Origin of the sequence: Bacillus sp. AFS059628, assembly GCF_002571225.1 — a bacterium.
Classification (GTDB): Bacteria; Bacillota; Bacilli; order Bacillales; family Bacillaceae_G; genus Bacillus_A.
Window position 1 is genome coordinate 36,538 of the sequence record NZ_NVEC01000018.1, and the last position, 16,624, is coordinate 53,161.

Below are 16,624 nucleotides of genomic sequence, written 5' to 3' on the forward strand. Positions count from 1 at the left end.
ATTTTGAAAAAGAATACAAATTTACTATATACAAGCATACGTTAAAGGAGGTTACTTTATGTTATCTACACCAATCGGACGATTAAGAGCAATTGGACTAGTTGAGGGTATTTCTTTCCTATTACTATTATTTGTAGCAATGCCATTAAAATATTTCGCAGGATTTGCAACAGCTGTTAAAATTACAGGCATGGCTCATGGTGTTCTATTTATTCTATTCATCTTTGCAGTAATTCAAGTAACAATCGCACACCGTAAATCAATTTTATGGGCACTTGGAGCATTCGTTTCATCAGTTATCCCATTTGGTACTTTTGTTCTAGATGCTAAATTAAAGAACGAACAACAATAATAAAAAGGTAGTTAACGACTGTTAACTACCTTTTTTATTTACAGATTTGGAATTTCCCAATCAATTTCTCTTTCACCCATATTAGCTAAAATCGTATTCACTTTAGAATATGGTTTACTCCCAAAGAAACCACGTCTTGCTGATAGTGGACTTGGATGTACAGATTCGATAATATAGTGCTTCGTATTCGTAATTAACTTTTTCTTCGCCTGTGCATGACGACCCCACAATATGAAAATAACTGGCTTTTCACGTTCATTTAATAGCTTAATTACGCGATCCGTGAAGTGCTCCCATCCTTTCCCTTTATGAGAATTTGCTTCACCTTGTCGAACTGTTAGTACAGTATTTAATAATAAAACTCCTTGCTCCGCCCACTTTACTAAATAACCGTTATTCGGGATTTCATAACCATATTCATCTCGAAGTTCTTTATACATATTTAGCAATGACGGTGGCGTTTTAATACCTGGTTGTACTGAAAAGCTTAAACCATGTGCTTGATCCGGTCCGTGATATGGGTCTTGTCCTAAAATAACGACCTTTGTATTTTCATAACTTGTATATTCTAGAGCGTTAAAAATATCTTCTACTTTCGGATAAACTACATGTGTGCTGTACTCTTCTCTCAAAAAATTAGCTAAAGTAAGATAGTATTCTTTCTCGAATTCCGGTGCCAATAATGGCCCCCAATCATTTTTTAAAACATTTTTCATACTTTCACTTCCCGTCCAATTAATTCACCATATCCTGCTTTGTAAATACTACAAACGAAATAATTAGGGACACAACGGCCCATACAGTTAAATTCATCAAAGAAAATCCCATCGATAAACCTTGTAATGCAGGTAATTTTCCTGATAAATAATCCGTTAATGATAAATTCACACTAAAAATATATTTTGCGCCTTCCCAAGATGTTGCAAACGAACTTAAAATACCGCCTGCAATTAATGCAGCTAGCATAACGCCCATACCAGCTGGTGTATTACGAATTAAAACAGAGACCATAAATGATATAGTTCCAACAACGATAGCAACAAACCAGGCTAGTCCATACGCCATTAAGATATATTGCCACTGCGGAATAAGGTGCACAAAGTTCGTATTTAACGTCTCCTTATCAATGACGAATCCTGTTAAAACAGGTAAATTCCATCCCGAGTACCCAAATACAAGCCCTGATAGTATGTAAGCAAACAAACCTACAAGAAACAGTATGAGCGAAATGAAAAATAACATCGTCACGTATTTACTAAGGAGTATTTTCCAGCGCCGAATCGGCCGCGTAAGTAACATCTTCATCGTCCCATCACTTCGTTCTCCTGAAACGATATCAATGGCGACAATCATTACGAGAAGCGGAATAAATAACGTAATTCCTTGCTCAATAAATGCCCTGACAAAAGTCGGTGCACCCGGTGCCATCGGGTTAATATCATGATCTAAATAATATTGTTGTTGCTCAACTCTTACCTTTAACCAATCACGCCATTCTTCTGGCAACCTAGAATTGTTCAATCGATTTTGAGAATCAACAATTTGCTGTTGTAATGAAACCTTCCAATCAGTTGTACCGAGTCTTTTTTGTGTCGTTTCTATTTCACGATACTGCGCGTACACAAAAAGTGGGATCAAGATTGCTAAAATAAGCATAACAACAAAAATACGTTTCTTGCGGTAAATCTTTTCTGATTCATTTAAAACTAGATTCGCAAATTCACTCATGCTGCTCACCCCTTGTGAGTTCAATAAATAAATCTTCTAGCGTAAATACAAGTTCCTTAACGCTATGTACATCTATCCCGTTTTCTACAAAATGTTTATTCCAATTGCTTATAGATGCGATATTCATGCGGCATAGTAATCGATCACCTTCTATACTCACTTCTCTTACTTCCTCAGCATCTTCTAGCATATCTTTTGCCTTAAGAATTGGTGTAACAATCCATTCTACGCGATCACTTGCTGTTTGAATTAACTCTTCAACCTTGGCAACTGTTATCATCTTTCCTTTATGAATAATAGCAACGCGATCACATATCATTTGCACTTCACTTAGCAAATGACTTGAAATAAACACACTCATATTTTCTTCTTTCACAAGCTTATGTATAAATTCCCTAAGTTCTCTAATCCCAGCTGGGTCTAAACCGTTTGTCGGCTCATCTAATATGAGCAATTTGGGATTTCCAAGAAGCGCTTGCGCAATACCAAGACGCTGTTTCATACCGAGTGAGTATGTTTTTACCTTATCGTGAATTCTTTCATCCAAATGAACCATTTGAGCAATTTCAATAATACGTTCATCTGATATACCACCTAACATACGGGCAAATTGTTTTAAATTTTCCCATCCCGTTAAATAGGTATACAGTTCTGGGTTTTCAACGATACTCCCAATTTGACGCATCGCTTCTCTGAAATTTTCCTTAATAGAATAACCGCCGATAGAAATCGTGCCTTCTGTTTCTTTAATCAATCCAACTAACATTCGAATGGTAGTCGTTTTTCCGGCACCATTCGGCCCTAGGAAGCCAAACACTTCTCCTTGTTTTACATCAAAGGAAATATTCTCTACAATCGTCTTCTTTCCAATTACCTTCTTCACGTCTCGTACGGAAAGTATCGTTGTCATTTTACCCCTCCTTGTTCTAGTTTTAATTTACTCGCAACATTTTGAACTAATCGGTCCGCCATATATGTATATCCTATTTCATTCGGATGGAAATGATCGGAGTATAATAACTCTTTCCCACGGTTTTGGAATAAATCAAATGTCGGTGTAATATATACATTTTTATTATTTATCGCCAATTTTTCTAAAGATGCATTCCAGTCTACAACAATGTTTGAAGACCCTTTTAAATCTTCTACATCTTCAAAAGGATTATATAAACCTAGCCAAAAAATTGGGCTATCTGTATTTAACTTACGAACTTCTTCTATAATTTTCTTCGCTTCATTCTGGAATGTTTCTGTATCAGGACGGTATGTTTCTAAATCTATCTTTCCAAGCGAGTCCCAACCTGGAAATAAATCATTTCCTCCAATCGTTAAAACGATTACATCTGCTTGCTTAATTGAATATTGAGCGCCACTACTCTCAATTTGTTTTAATAAGTCAGGCATTTTCGCACCACTAACCGCTAAGTTAGTTAAAGCAACCTTTTTCTTATAATCTTTTTGTAAATCTTTTTGTAAATCTTCTTTCATCCGTCCAACATAACCAATTCCTTCTTTATCACCAACACCGCGTGTTAATGAATCACCTAAACTAACGATTTGTAATGTTCCCGTTTTCTTTTTCTCTTTTGCCACTACATCGGTCTTTTTAATTAAATTTGAAGCTTTCGGATTTAATACATCATTTACACCTGAAACAAAGCCATATGCAAATAAACAGAAAGATGCAATTGTAATGAGTAGAATTACTTTTACTACTTTTGATCTCATATCAAAACCCCTTTTAGCCCTCATAGATTGTCCATAATTATACCAAACGCAATTTTGAAAAGCGATTTTCAAACCTTATCTATTATGTTGTTTCCCTATGTACTAATTCTGGCAATAACTCTACGTGCTTTACATCGATTTGCTCATCATTAATCTTTTCATATAATAATTCAAATGCCGTTGCGCCAACATTTTTACTACAATACGAAATTGTCGTAATGCCTAAAATATCTGCCACATCTTGATCATCACAACCGATAATCGTAATATCTTCCGGAATACGAATGCCTTGTTTTTTCGCTTCCGTTACTATCCCCGCGGCAATATGGTTGCAAGATACAAGAAACGCTGTTGGTTTTACTGACATACGTGTCCATTCCCTAATCACATTGCGCCCATCTTCCACTGTAAAACAGCCTTTAAACTTCCAAGCCTCTATCGGTGTTACAGCAATTTGTTGAAGGGAATCTTCATATGCTTGTTTTCTTCTCTGACTATTAATGCTATTACTTCTTCCAATGCAATACCCAATACTTGTATGACCCGCATCTATTAAGCTTTTCATTCCACGCGAAAACACTTTATAATAATCAATATGCACACTCGAAATGAAATTCGAGTCGATTTCTTCGCACATAACAATAGGGCCGAATTTCGTATATTCTTCAAGCTTTTCCTTACTATTTGCCCGCGAACATATAATAACCCCATCAAGTTTTTTCATTTTTAACATATTCAAAATTTCTAATTCCCTTTCCTCACTATAATTCGTCTGACAAAGCATCATATTATAATTATTCTTTGCTGTTTCCTTTGATATTCCCTCGATAATAGCGCTATAATATTGATCATTTACGTGCGGTAATAAAACGCCAATTACATTCGTTTTTCCTTTCACCAAATGAATTGCATTCACATTTTGCGTATAATTTAATTCCTCTATAATTGCTAAAATTTTTTTTCGTTTCTGTTCATTCACATATGGATGATTATTTAGTACACGTGAAACAGTTGAAACAGATACCCCAGCAAGCTCAGCAATCTTCCTTATATTCGTCATCTCATTTTCCCCTTCCCTGCAAAAATTCTCCCTTGACCTGGTAAGCTTTCCACAATATATCCTTTCCTAGCAAATACTTTTTGAAAGGATATACAACTATGCTTCGACTCAAATTAGAATATATATTTTTCATTGGCGGTCTACTCATTCTCGCCATCGGCATTAATATGATGACGACAATTACTTCCTTTGGACTTAGCCCTTATGATTCCTTCTTTATTGCACTATATCAAAATTTCGGGATAAGTATCGGTTTTTGGATTTTCATGATTAACTTTGCTTTTACCCTTATCGTACTCTTTTGGAATAAAAAACAAATTACGATCGGTACAATTGTAACAATGGTTCTTATTTCTCTTTTTGTTGATTGGATCGGTTCCCTTACAACTATTATGGACGCTATCCGTTCTCTTCCAAAATATATAACACTTATTTGCGGAAATCTATTCGTTGGAGCTGGAATTGGTCTTTACGTCTCTACAAACCTTTGTGCAGCACCTCAAGAAGCTTTCGTTTTAACAGTTGCTGAGAAAAAGAAATGGACATTTAGAAGGACAGAAATTTCGTTAGCATTCTTATTTTTAACATTAAGCTTCTTATTAGATGGACCTATCTATTTTGGAACAATCATTTTATCCTTTACAACAGGCTGGATTATCCAAGCATTTATTCAAGTTGGTACGAAGATTTTAAATAGAAAAGAGCCTATTAAGCAAGCTGCTTAATAGGCCCTTTCTGTTTTATGATACGAGATGCTACTTCGCATCCCCTTCAATTCGATAATTTGCTTTCAAACAATCTATTTCTTCATACGATTGCAATGTATGTAGAATATAATCATAATCAGCAAGAGACGCACGATGCGTTACAATGACAATTTCAGCCTTTCCTTTCTCTTCAAGTGGCATTTGAATAATCTTTTCAAAGCTAACGCCACGCTCAGAGAATAACGAAGTAATTTTTGCAAATACACCAATTTCATCTTTCACATGAAATCTTAAAAATTTCTTCACAACAATTTCGTCTGGCTCTTTTAATACTTTTTGATATTGCGGGACTACAGCACTATTTCCTGTTACCCCTAATCTAATATTTTGCATTACAGCTACTAAATCGGAAACAACAGCTGTTGCTGTCGGTAAACTTCCTGCACCTGGTCCATAAAACATCGTTTCTCCGACCGCTTCCCCATACACATATACAGCGTTATATTCGTTTTGTACTGCCGCAAGAGGATGTGTATTTGGAAGTAGTGTCGGTTCAACTGTAACCTCTAATTTTTCACCATCTCGCTTCGCAAGACCAATTAATTTAATCGTGTATCCTAAACTCTTACTGTATTCAATATCTTCTTCTGTAATAGAAGTAATTCCTTTTACCTTCACATCTCCAAGCTCTACATTTGTAGAGAAACCAAGGGTAGCCAAAATCGTCATTTTTCTTGCTGCATCTAAACCTTCTACATCTGATGTTGGATCTGCTTCTGCAAATCCAAGTTGCTGAGCTTCTTTTAACACGTCGTTATATGCTCTCCCTTCATCTGACATTTTCGTCAAAATAAAATTTGTCGTTCCATTTACAATTCCCATTACTTTCGTAATAAGATCTGAAGAAAGTCCCTCTACGATACTTCGTAAAATCGGAATTCCTCCGGCTACACTTGCTTCATAAAACAAATCTGCTTTATTATCTTTTGCTACCGCTAAGAGTTCCGCTCCATGTAACGCCATTAAATCTTTATTGGCAGTCACAACATGCTTCCCGCTTTGTAAAGCTTGTAAAATATATGATTTTGCATCATCAATGCCACCCATCACTTCGATGACAACATCAATATTTGGATTATCTAAAATTTCATTTGCATTTTGCGTTAATAGAGTAGAAGGTACCTCTACTTCCCTCTCTTTTTCAATATTTTGTACTAGTACTTTCGTTACTTTTACAGGACAACCTACTTGGTGTATGAGTCGCTCTTGATGATCTGTAATGATACGAACTACACCGCTACCAACTGTCCCAAGACCTAATAAACCAACTTGAATTTCTTTCATAATACTGTCCACCCCTCAAAAATTGTGTTTAGATGAAATTATATGAGTAAAAAATCTGAAAAACAATGTTTTTAGAACATTCGGAAAAATACAAGTTAACCATTGCAAAGAAAACGTTGCCACGTGTTACACAATCTTTTTTTATAATACATAAGGGGTTTCTTGATACACGTAATAATTTAGCCAATTAGAGAATAATAGATTTCCATGGCTTCTCCACCTTACAAGCGGTTTCTCATTTGGATTATTATGCTTAAAATAATTTTTCGGCACATCAATATTTAACCCTTTGTCACGATCTCGTTCGTATTCTTGCTTTAACGTATCGCAACTATATTCACTATGACCGAGCGCAAACACTTGTCTTCCTTCTTGCCCAATAACAAGATGAACACCCGCTTCCTCAGAGTTTGCTAATAACGTTAACTCTTTCACTTCTCTAATGTCACTCTCTCGTACTTCCGTATGACGAGAATGCGGGGCAAAAAATAACTCATCAAACCCTTGTAACAGTTTCACATGTTGCTCACGAACTTCATGTTCAAATACACCAAACATTTTTTCCTTAAGAGGATACTTTGGAACGCCATAATGATGATACAAACCAGCCTGTGCTCCCCAGCAAATATGAAGCGTAGATGTTACGTTCTTTTTTGAATACTCCATAATACGTTTAAGCTCTTCCCAATAATCTACCTCTTCAAAGGAAAGGGTTTCAACTGGCGCTCCTGTAATAATCAGTCCATCAAATTTCTCATTCTCAATATCACGGAATGTCTTATAAAAACTCGTTAAATGTTCCTGTGCTACATTACGGGATAAATGTGATTCCATATGAAGTAAATGAACATCTAATTGTAACGGTGTATTGCCAATTAAACGAAGTAATTGCGCTTCTGTTTCTTGCTTTGTAGGCATTAAATTTAATATAGCAATTTTCAAAGCCCGTATATCTTGTGTCTCTGCTCGCTCCTTCGTCATTACAAAAATATTTTCCTCCTGCAACACTTTGCGAGCTGGTAAATCTTTATCAATTATGATCGGCATGTTGTTTGCCTCCGACTAACGCTGCTTCTAAATCGGCAATAATATCCGAAACATCTTCTATACCAACCGATAAACGAATTAAATCTGATGTAACACCAGCTAGACGTTGATCTTCAGCACTTAATTGTCTATGCGTTGTACTAGCGGGATGTATAACGCAAGTTCGCGCATCAGCTACATGCGTTACGAGAGTTGCTAGTTTTACATTTGCGATAAATTCTTTCGCTGCTTCTAATCCTCCCTTAATGCCGAATGTTAAAACCCCACTAGCACCTTTCTTCAAATACTTTTGTGCTAACGAATAATTTTCATTACTATCTAATCCCGGATAATTCACCCATTCAATACGATCGTGGTTAGCAAGCCACTTAGCAACTGCAAGAGCATTTTCACTATGACGCTCCATTCGTAAATGCAGTGTTTCTAAACCGATATTGCTAATATACGCATTAAATGGGCTCATACAGTTTCCGTAGTCTCTTAATAATTGAACACGTGCCTTCACAATATAAGCTGCTGCACCAAAATTTTGAACGTAACTTACGCCGTGATAACTTGGATCCGGTTCAACTAGTTCAGGATATTTCCCGTTTGTCCAATCGAAGTTCCCTCCGTCAATGACAATGCCACCTAACGAACTCGCATGACCATCAATATATTTCGTCGTAGAATGAACGATAATATTTGCTCCATGTTCAAATGCTTGGCATAAATAAGGAGTTGCTAATGTATTATCCACGATAAAAGGCACTTCCAACTCTTTCGCTGCATCTGAAAGTTCTTTGAAATTTAAAACGTTCATCGCTGGATTTCCTAGCGATTCTGCATAAACGAGTTTCGTCTTATCATTAGCAAGGGCCACAATTTCATCAGCAGTTAAATTCGGATTAAAGAATGTAACATCAATACCAAGCTTACGCAAACTCACTCCAAATAAATTAAACGTCCCGCCATAAACTGTGGAAGAACAAAGCAAGTGGTCTCCGCTACTACAAATATTTAAAACAGCAAGCATAATAGCAGCCTGCCCAGAAGCCGTTGCAACAGCTCCTACACCACCCTCTAAATCCGCTAGCTTTTGCTCAAATGCAGCTAAAGTAGGATTTCCAATACGCGTATATATATACCCTTCCGCCTCTAAGTTAAATAAGGCTGCTAAATCATCCGAAGTATCGTATTTATACGTTGTACTTTGATAAAGCGGTAAAACCCGCGGTTCACCATTCTTTGGCGTATAGCCACCTTGCACACAAATTGTTCCTTTTCCCCATGATTCTCCCATCTCTCATTCTCCTTTCTTTTTATACAAAATAAAAAACTGCTCCTTTCCTGAAAACAAGAAAGGAGCAGTTTGAAAACACGCTCTAAAGGCTCTTTCTTATCTTTCAGGATTATTACCTGCAGGATTTGGCACAATTCCGTTATACGGCTGTTGCCAAGGTTTCATCGGGCCTGTCCCTCCACCTTTTCTTGATAAGACTATGCAATTACCGTTGATTTTATAGCAATAATTTCCTAATGTCAATCGGTTTTTCTGAATGTTCTAAATTAACTACAAAGAATTTGATGTACATAATAAAAGAAATATATCCCATATTCATTTGAAAAAGACCTTTTAAAACCCACGATTACTATATAGAATTAAGTAAGTAGTTTAACTGTATACATTTCAAATTCTCAGAGACCTCAATATATTGAATAAACCAACCTCTCAAAAAGATACTATACATATTCATTTCACAGTAGCATAAACACTTACATAACGGAGGTATAACATGACAAACACAAAGGACATGCACTATATACTCGTCCTATACGGCATTCTTTTAGGCTCTATAGTAGGAGCAACAGTCTGGCTATTTTTAGTTACAATAAATATCGGCATTCACTTTATTTGGGGATACTTACCTACAATCTTCTCTTCTCCCCCGTATTACACTATTTGTGTAACAACTATCGGTGGTATTCTCGTTGGTTTAACCCAAAAATACTTCGGCACATATCCACGTCTTATGCCGGAAGTGATGGGTGAATATAAAAAAACAGGTAGAATTGAATACCGTTTTGTACATAAAGCTACTTTAACTGCAATTATCGTTTTAATATTTGGTGCTAGCTTAGGTCCCGAAGCAGCGCTTGTTGGAATTATCGGTGGACTTTGTACATGGGTAGGTGATCGCTTTACATTCGCCTTAAAAGGAATCAATGAACTAACAGAGGTTGGAATTGGTGCTACTTTAAGTGTAATTTTTAACGCACCATTATTCGGTTATTTAGCTCCAAATGAAAATGAGGGTGAGCAAATTAACGAATTTTCTAAAGGAAAAAAAGCAATTGTATATTTAGCTACCACTTTCGCTGGTTTTTCCGTTTATTTATTACTTAGTAAATTCGATAATCGCGGATCCTTTATCGTTGATTTTGGAGAAGGTTCCCTTTCTCTTAATGAATGGATTGCCTTTCTACCACTTGCTAGTATTGGTGCTATAGTTGGCTTCTTTTATTTCAAATTAGAATTCACATTAGAGAAATTAATCCATCCCTTAAAAGAATACAAACTATCACTTGGAATTATCGGTGGTATTTTATTAGGAATTACAGGAACTTTTCTCCCGTACACGTTATTCTCAGGAGAACATCAATTAAAAGATTTAGTCGTTGAATGGAGCCATTTATCCTTCTGGGTACTACTTCTTTCAGGGGTTTTAAAATTATGTATTACTGCCGTTTGTTTAAATACAGGTTGGCGCGGTGGACACATTTTCCCCATTATATTTGCTGGATCTAGTATCGGATATGCTATAGCTTCCATTATCCCGATAGATCCAATCGCTTCGGTAGCCATCGTCACGACAGCAATTTCAAGCTATGCATTAAGAAAACCAATTGCTATAACATTACTATTACTCATGTTTTTCCCGCTCAATTTACTATTACCGATGCTTGGAGCGGCAGCGATTGGTAATGCATTTCCACTTCCTAAAAATAACGAAGCTACAAACGAATAAAAATAGGCAGTAGGGACAAAAGTTCCACTGCCTATTTTTATTACACACGTTGCTTCAATAACGCGTATAACTCTTCAAAATTTTGTACTTCATATGTTGGCACAATCTCGCTATTATTTGATTTCTTTTCTGGATTAAACCAACAAGTATCAATTCCCGCTACATATCCACCTTTTATATCAGCGCTTAACGAATCCCCAATAATGAGCCCTTCTTCAGGAGAAAAATTAGGAATTCGCTCAAAAACATAATCAAAATACTCCTTCATTGGCTTTTGATAGCCTGTATCTTCAGAAACAAAAATATCTTTAAACATTGAATGTAATCCTGCATTACGCAAACGTTTATCTTGCGTCTTAGAAACACCGTTTGTCACTATATATAAATCATACTCCCCTTGCATTTGATTTATAAATTCAAATGCACCTTGTATGAGTTGATTCCCTTCCTCTAAGTAGTTACGATAATTATTTTCGAATAATATCCCATCTACTTCTTCCCCGTATTCTTTAAACAAAATTGAAAATCGTGTATTTACGACTTCATCACGATTTATTTCACCTTCTTCAAAAGCGGTCCAAAGACCTTTATTAACTTTTTTATACTGCGCTTCAACTTCTCTACTTAGAGGAATCCCTTTCTCTTCAAACAGCATACGTAACGCCTCTTTCTCCGCCTTTTGAAAGTCTAACAATGTATCATCTACATCAAATAATAGTGTTTTGTATTTTTTCATAAACCCCTCACACTCTCTTTTCTACAAAAACAAATTTAAGTAAATCGTATCATTCTTTCTTGTAAAAATAATAGGAGATATCTCATACTAAGTATGAGGTGAAAATATGAAAGTCAGCAAAAATAGCGAAGAAATCTCTCATTACATACAAACTTACAATTTCCATACTCTCTTTTCTTTTGACATCTTACCGTATGCTGAACTACATTCCTTTCAGAAGAGAGAAAAGATATGTAATGAAGGGGTTCATGTTCCTTATCTTTATTACTTAATTTCCGGGAAAGCAAAAATATATATGAGTCACAAAAACGGAAAGATCTCCTTAATTAACTTTATTCAAGCACCTTCGTTCATTGGGGAATTAGGATTAATTGGCGTGGAATCCGTCACGAAAACGGTGGAAGTAATCGAAGATTGTATATGCTTAGCGCTTCCTCTTAAAGATTGTCAGCATCTTTTGTTACAAGATGCTATCTTTCTACAGAAACTATGCAAATTTATCGGTAAAAAAACAATTACCCGAACAGAAAGTTACGCTAAAAATAATAGTTACCCATTCGAAAACCGTTTAGCAGCGTTTATTCTATTAACAGAACAAAATAACAGTTATACAGAAAAACATACCGAGGTCTCGGAATATTTAAATGTCAGCTACCGCCATCTTTTATATGTATTAAACCAGTTTTGCCAACAACATTATTTAAAAAAAGACGGAAGAACCTATTACATACAAGATCGAACGCAATTGGAAAAACTAGCTGACGAACTGAAAATATAAAAAAGTAGCATTAACGCTAATCTGTTAATGCTACTTTGTTTGAGTGACGATTCTGTTTTCAATTAAAATTTGCTTGCTACTTTAGCTGCTTCTTCAAGACCCGCTGCAATGATTTCTTCTGCTTTATCTGGGAATTGATTATGTCCTTCAATAACTACTGTTTCCATGTTTGTTGCACCGAAGAAGCCCATCATGCTTGCTACATATTTAACAGCCATTTCTACTTCTGCTGCTGGGCCTTCAGAATATACGCCGCCGCGCGCGTTTAATAATGCAATCTTCTTATCTCCAATTAGACCAACTGGGCCTTCTGGCGTATATTTAAACGTTTTACCAGCTCGGTTTAAATAATCAATATATGTGTGCAATACTGCTGGAATCGTTAAGTTCCATAACGGGAAACCGAAAACGACTTTATCAGCTTCTAAAAATTGATTTAAATACTTATCAGCAACCGCTACTGCTTTTGCTTCCTCTTCCGTTAAATCAAATCCTTTACCTGCTTTGAATGTACCATTAATCATATCTACGCCTACATATGGTAATTCTTCTTTATATAAATCAAGTTCTACTACTGTATCATTTGGATGTGCTTCTTTATAGTTTGCTAAAAATGCCTCGTATAATTTCACACTAACTGCTTGTTCCGCTGGGCGGTTGTTTGCTTTTACAAATAAAACTGTTGTCATTGCCTTTTCCTCCTACTACTCACTCTTATGTTGTTATATGCTGTCAAAAAAGGTATCCCTTGTAATTGTTGTTTTGTTGCTTACAAACATATTTTATCTTTATATCAAGACAATTTCTTCCTCACATAGACGTATTTTTCCATAAAAAAAGTCCACCTTCTAAAGGCGAACTAGGTCTTACGACTTTTGTCTTATACGACTCCATTTTTCACTGCATATAACGCCGCTTGCGTACGATCAGATAAATTCAACTTACTCAAAATACTACTGACATGAGCTTTTACCGTTTTTTCTGTAATAACTAAAACAGAAGCGATTTCTTTATTACTCATCCCCTTCGCTAAGAGTTGCAACACTTCATTTTCTCTTGCTGTTAGCACATCTACTTGAATAGAAGGTTCCTCTTCTTTTTCTTCCACAGGTAACGTTTGAGAGAGAAGGGCATTCGCTATATCGGGATGTAATTGAATATTACCTTTATATGCGCTTCGAATCGCTTCAACAAGCTGATCCGGTTCTACATCTTTTAAAATATAGCCACTTGCTCCCGCCCTTAATGCTGGTAAAACATGCGCCTGATCAGAAAAGCTAGTTAATACAATTACTTTCACATTTGGATATTCTTTTTTTATACACGCTGTCGCCTCAACACCATCCATTTCAGGCATGTATAGATCCATTAGTACAACATCAGGATTTGTCTCCCCTACTTTCACTAATGCCTCTTTCCCATTACTTGCTTCTCCAACTAACTCTAAATCTTCCTGCGTACTTAAGAAAAATGCCAATCCTTTTAAAACAACTGTATGATCATCGACTAACAATACTTTTATATTCACAAACTTCCCTCATTTTCACATCATAATGGTACGCTTATTTTTACACTTGTTCTTTTCTTACCACTTATAATTTTAATTGTTCCACCGACTAATTCCACTCTTTCTCGCATCGTAGTCATGCCAAGTGATTTCTTCTCTTTTATATCCTTTTCTACAAAGCCGTTTCCTTGATCGACTATTTCCAATGATACATTCTTCTCCGTCACTTTGAAATAAATCGTCGCTTCTCTAACATTCGCATGTTTGCTTACGTTATTTAAAGCTTCTTGTCCAATTCTCCATAGCGCTTCCTCTACTACGCGTGGCAAATCACGGACACCTGTAACTTGTTCCCTAATTTTCAGCCCCAAGTTTTCACCGTACTGCTTTAAAGCTGGTAGTAATCCTTTCTCTAAACCAGCTGGACGTAATTGCCAAATTAACGTCCTCATTTCCTTTAAAGCTCCTTGCGCTAATTCACGCATCTCATGCAAAGATTGGTCTACCTTTTCATTTTGACCTTTTAAAACCGCCTCAGCACCTTTTGTCATAAAGGTTAATGAAAATAATTTTTGTGAAACAGAATCATGTAAATCCCTTGCTAATCGGTTTCTTTCTTCCATTCGTACAAGTTCACGTCGTTGCTCATTTAATCTTATATTTTCTATTACAAAGGAAATATGATTTGTTATTGCTTGAAGTACATCTATCGTATTCACATCAAATTCACCATTATTTGAACTAACACATAAAACACCAAATATATGACTTTGAATCTGTATTGGTGTAGCAATAACCGTTCTATTAAAGGCTACCTTATGATGGGTTTGATGATTTAATAAAATAGGTTCACTTTTTTCTAACGCTTCTTTCGCTGCTTCTTTTATATCCTCTTGTAATTCTTCCTGGCAATAAGATGCCCGCAAGGATAATTCTTTTTCTTCCCTAATAAAGAATGCGATTTGATTCCACTGAAACACTTCACCTAATTGATTTACAACTTTTTCAGGCAATAGATTAATTTGATGAATCGTTCTTAAAGCTTGAATGAACCGTTCTAACTTCACATAATAATGCGCTCTTCGCTTCTCATTTTCATATAACTTCGCTCGTTTTAAAGCCGTTCCAATTTGAAAAGCAACTGATTGGAGCAACACTAGCTCTTCTTCTGAAAAATGTGTTTTACCTGGGCTCGCCACATTTAACAAACCAAATTTTTCTCCTCCAGCCTTTAAAGGAACGGTAGCATGATGAAGAATCCCTTCCGTATCTCCCCAATTATATTCAATTGCGTTATTAATTCTTTTACATTCAATAATATTAACAGCCCGCTCTAATTTTCCATCCACAAAGCCTCGTAAACACCAACATTCCCCTTCACACATCGGGCGTTTATTTTCATATGTAAGTGCCTCTGGTAACTGGTAATCGATTAATTTCGTATATCTCCCATTTTTATCCGCCAGAAAAATCCATCCTGTCGTTAAACCCGTTACACTAAGTAATTTTTCTAGTACTGCTTGCAATACATGATATGTATCATTTGATGTATTTAGTGTTTCTGCAATTTCTTTTAATATAACTAATTCATTTGTACGATTCTCTTGAAACATAATTCGTCTCCTACATACAAGATTTTACATAGCCTCTAACATAAATCATCTACTTTTCACTTTGTACTTATTCGTAACATTGATATAATGGTGAAAACATAGTTTTCATTATATCACCTGAGGGGGCTTTCATAATGACATTAAATAAAGCACTTACTATCGCTGGTTCTGACACAAGTGGCGGTGCTGGTATACAAGCAGATTTAAAAACATTCCAAGAACTTGGTGTATACGGAATGACATCTCTTACGACAATCGTAACGATGGATCCACATAACGGTTGGGCACATAACGTATTCCCAATCCCAGCTTCTACATTAAAACCACAATTAGAAACGACAATTGAAGGTGTTGGAGTAGATGCTTTAAAAACAGGTATGCTCGGATCAGTAGAAATTATTGAAATGGTTGCAGAAACAATCGAAAAACATAATTTCAAAAATGTAGTAGTGGACCCTGTTATGGTATGTAAAGGTGCTGATGAAGCATTACATCCTGAAACGAATGATTGCTTACGTGACGTTCTAGTTCCAAAAGCATTAGTTGTAACACCAAACTTATTTGAAGCTTACCAATTAAGTGGCGTAAAAATTAATTCTCTTGAAGACATGAAAGAAGCAGCGAAAAAAATCCACGCTTTAGGTGCGAAATACGTCCTAATTAAAGGCGGTAGCAAGCTTGGTACAGAAACTGCTATCGACGTCCTATATGACGGAGAAACATTCGATCTTCTAGAATCAGAAAAGATTGATACGACAAATACACATGGCGCAGGTTGTACATATTCTGCGGCAATTACAGCAGAACTTGCAAAAGGAAAACCTGTAAAAGAAGCAGTAAAAACTGCTAAAGAATTTATCACAGCTGCTATCCGTTATTCATTCAAGATTAACGAATACGTAGGTCCAACACATCACGGTGCATATCGTAAATTCGTTGTATCAAAAGAACTTGTCTAACCTGTAAATGAAAACACCCACAGAGTGAATATATTTCTGAAGTGACCCAATGAAATA

At 36.0% G+C, this 16,624-nt stretch carries 17 protein-coding genes and 1 riboswitch; of the genes, 5 read left to right on the top strand and 12 right to left on the bottom strand.

Annotated features, from left to right (window positions below):
- Positions 1–58: 58 nt before the first annotated feature.
- Entirely contained in the window at positions 59–352 is a 294-nt protein-coding gene (locus tag COL05_RS08135; RefSeq protein ID WP_098668222.1) for a DUF3817 domain-containing protein, read from the top strand.
- A gap of 38 nt (positions 353–390) precedes the next feature.
- On the opposite strand, the gene COL05_RS08140 is transcribed toward COL05_RS08135, so the two are convergent.
- From COL05_RS08140 to COL05_RS08160, 5 genes are read right to left on the bottom strand one after another with little or no spacing between them, the layout of a single operon-like run.
- Positions 391–1,068 carry a uracil-DNA glycosylase gene (locus tag COL05_RS08140; RefSeq protein WP_098668223.1) on the bottom strand — a complete coding sequence of 226 codons (678 nt, stop codon included), beginning with the start codon at positions 1,066–1,068 and terminating at the stop codon, positions 391–393.
- 19 nt (positions 1,069–1,087) lie between these two features.
- Positions 1,088–2,080 carry an ABC transporter permease subunit gene (locus COL05_RS08145; protein WP_098668224.1) on the bottom strand — a complete coding sequence of 331 codons (993 nt, stop codon included), beginning with the start codon at positions 2,078–2,080 and terminating at the stop codon, positions 1,088–1,090.
- Positions 2,073–2,990 (bottom strand): ABC transporter ATP-binding protein, encoded by a 918-nt coding sequence (locus COL05_RS08150; RefSeq protein WP_098668225.1) that lies wholly within the window; start codon positions 2,988–2,990, stop codon positions 2,073–2,075. Before COL05_RS08150 ends, COL05_RS08145 begins: the two co-directional genes overlap by 8 nt.
- Positions 2,987–3,880: an SGNH/GDSL hydrolase family protein gene (locus COL05_RS08155; protein ID WP_180233429.1), complete on the bottom strand. Its 894-nt coding sequence runs from the start codon at positions 3,878–3,880 to the stop codon at positions 2,987–2,989. Before COL05_RS08155 ends, COL05_RS08150 begins: the two co-directional genes overlap by 4 nt.
- A 10-nt stretch (positions 3,881–3,890) precedes the next feature.
- Positions 3,891–4,868 (bottom strand): LacI family DNA-binding transcriptional regulator, encoded by a 978-nt coding sequence (locus tag COL05_RS08160; protein WP_098668227.1) that lies wholly within the window; start codon positions 4,866–4,868, stop codon positions 3,891–3,893.
- Between the two features lie 98 nt (positions 4,869–4,966).
- On the opposite strand from COL05_RS08160, the gene COL05_RS08165 reads away from it, so the two are divergent.
- Entirely contained in the window at positions 4,967–5,593 is a 627-nt protein-coding gene (locus COL05_RS08165) for a YczE/YyaS/YitT family protein (RefSeq protein ID WP_098668228.1), read from the top strand.
- A 30-nt stretch (positions 5,594–5,623) separates the two neighbouring features.
- Here COL05_RS08165 and COL05_RS08170 read toward each other — a convergent pair whose 3' ends face one another.
- From COL05_RS08170 to COL05_RS08180, 3 genes are all read right to left on the bottom strand, one after another.
- The gene (locus COL05_RS08170; protein ID WP_098668229.1) at positions 5,624–6,919 is read right to left on the bottom strand and encodes a homoserine dehydrogenase; all 1,296 of its coding nucleotides are present in this window, start codon (positions 6,917–6,919) and stop codon (positions 5,624–5,626) included.
- 141 nt (positions 6,920–7,060) lie between these two features.
- Complete coding sequence (gene metA / locus COL05_RS08175; RefSeq protein WP_098668230.1) at positions 7,061–7,966, bottom strand: homoserine O-acetyltransferase MetA; 906 nt, start codon at positions 7,964–7,966, stop codon at positions 7,061–7,063.
- Complete coding sequence (locus tag COL05_RS08180) at positions 7,950–9,248, bottom strand: bifunctional O-acetylhomoserine aminocarboxypropyltransferase/cysteine synthase (RefSeq protein ID WP_000504758.1); 1,299 nt, start codon at positions 9,246–9,248, stop codon at positions 7,950–7,952. The genes metA and COL05_RS08180 overlap by 17 nt, the downstream gene beginning before the upstream one ends.
- Positions 9,249–9,341: 93 nt before the next feature.
- A riboswitch (SAM riboswitch) is annotated at positions 9,342–9,446 on the bottom strand.
- A gap of 295 nt (positions 9,447–9,741) precedes the next feature.
- Here COL05_RS08180 and COL05_RS08185 point away from each other — a divergent pair.
- Complete coding sequence (locus COL05_RS08185) at positions 9,742–10,974, top strand: chloride channel protein (protein WP_098668231.1); 1,233 nt, start codon at positions 9,742–9,744, stop codon at positions 10,972–10,974.
- A 40-nt stretch (positions 10,975–11,014) separates the two neighbouring features.
- Here COL05_RS08185 and COL05_RS08190 read toward each other — a convergent pair whose 3' ends face one another.
- Positions 11,015–11,710 (bottom strand): YjjG family noncanonical pyrimidine nucleotidase, encoded by a 696-nt coding sequence (locus tag COL05_RS08190; protein WP_098668232.1) that lies wholly within the window; start codon positions 11,708–11,710, stop codon positions 11,015–11,017.
- Positions 11,711–11,816: 106 nt separating this feature from the next.
- Here COL05_RS08190 and COL05_RS08195 point away from each other — a divergent pair, with 106 nt between their 5' ends.
- On the top strand, positions 11,817–12,488 hold the full coding sequence (locus COL05_RS08195) for a transcriptional regulator YeiL (RefSeq protein WP_098668233.1): 672 nt from the start codon (positions 11,817–11,819) through the stop codon (positions 12,486–12,488).
- Between the two features lie 62 nt (positions 12,489–12,550).
- Here the strand turns inward: COL05_RS08195 and COL05_RS08200 are convergent, their stop codons facing one another.
- The 3 genes from COL05_RS08200 to COL05_RS08210 all read right to left on the bottom strand — a co-directional run bounded on the left by COL05_RS08200 (position 12,551) and on the right by COL05_RS08210 (position 15,608).
- Positions 12,551–13,177, bottom strand: coding sequence for an FMN-dependent NADH-azoreductase (locus COL05_RS08200; protein ID WP_098668234.1), 627 nt, complete (start codon positions 13,175–13,177; stop codon positions 12,551–12,553).
- Positions 13,178–13,368: 191 nt separating this feature from the next.
- Entirely contained in the window at positions 13,369–14,016 is a 648-nt protein-coding gene (locus COL05_RS08205; protein ID WP_098668235.1) for a response regulator, read from the bottom strand.
- 20 nt (positions 14,017–14,036) lie between these two features.
- Complete coding sequence (locus tag COL05_RS08210; RefSeq protein WP_098668236.1) at positions 14,037–15,608, bottom strand: GAF domain-containing sensor histidine kinase; 1,572 nt, start codon at positions 15,606–15,608, stop codon at positions 14,037–14,039.
- 134 nt (positions 15,609–15,742) lie between these two features.
- Between COL05_RS08210 and pdxK the strand changes: the two genes are divergently transcribed.
- Positions 15,743–16,567, top strand: coding sequence for a pyridoxine/pyridoxal/pyridoxamine kinase (pdxK, locus tag COL05_RS08215; RefSeq protein ID WP_000174252.1), 825 nt, complete (start codon positions 15,743–15,745; stop codon positions 16,565–16,567).
- The last annotated feature ends 57 nt before the right edge of the window (positions 16,568–16,624 follow it).

Excerpts from the sequence above, each read along its gene's own strand:
- COL05_RS08135 (WP_098668222.1), top strand. The coding sequence starts at position 59 with ATGTTATCTACACCAATCGGACGATTAAGAGCAATTGGACTAGTTGAG.
- COL05_RS08140 (WP_098668223.1), bottom strand. The coding sequence starts at position 1,068 with ATGAAAAATGTTTTAAAAAATGATTGGGGGCCATTATTGGCACCGGAA.
- COL05_RS08145 (WP_098668224.1), bottom strand. The coding sequence starts at position 2,080 with ATGAGTGAATTTGCGAATCTAGTTTTAAATGAATCAGAAAAGATTTAC.
- COL05_RS08150 (WP_098668225.1), bottom strand. The coding sequence starts at position 2,990 with ATGACAACGATACTTTCCGTACGAGACGTGAAGAAGGTAATTGGAAAG.
- COL05_RS08160 (WP_098668227.1), bottom strand. The coding sequence starts at position 4,868 with ATGACGAATATAAGGAAGATTGCTGAGCTTGCTGGGGTATCTGTTTCA.
- COL05_RS08165 (WP_098668228.1), top strand. The coding sequence starts at position 4,967 with ATGCTTCGACTCAAATTAGAATATATATTTTTCATTGGCGGTCTACTC.
- COL05_RS08170 (WP_098668229.1), bottom strand. The coding sequence starts at position 6,919 with ATGAAAGAAATTCAAGTTGGTTTATTAGGTCTTGGGACAGTTGGTAGC.
- metA (WP_098668230.1), bottom strand. The coding sequence starts at position 7,966 with ATGCCGATCATAATTGATAAAGATTTACCAGCTCGCAAAGTGTTGCAG.
- COL05_RS08180 (WP_000504758.1), bottom strand. The coding sequence starts at position 9,248 with ATGGGAGAATCATGGGGAAAAGGAACAATTTGTGTGCAAGGTGGCTAT.
- COL05_RS08185 (WP_098668231.1), top strand. The coding sequence starts at position 9,742 with ATGACAAACACAAAGGACATGCACTATATACTCGTCCTATACGGCATT.
- COL05_RS08190 (WP_098668232.1), bottom strand. The coding sequence starts at position 11,710 with ATGAAAAAATACAAAACACTATTATTTGATGTAGATGATACATTGTTA.
- COL05_RS08195 (WP_098668233.1), top strand. The coding sequence starts at position 11,817 with ATGAAAGTCAGCAAAAATAGCGAAGAAATCTCTCATTACATACAAACT.
- COL05_RS08200 (WP_098668234.1), bottom strand. The coding sequence starts at position 13,177 with ATGACAACAGTTTTATTTGTAAAAGCAAACAACCGCCCAGCGGAACAA.
- COL05_RS08210 (WP_098668236.1), bottom strand. The coding sequence starts at position 15,608 with ATGTTTCAAGAGAATCGTACAAATGAATTAGTTATATTAAAAGAAATT.
- pdxK (WP_000174252.1), top strand. The coding sequence starts at position 15,743 with ATGACATTAAATAAAGCACTTACTATCGCTGGTTCTGACACAAGTGGC.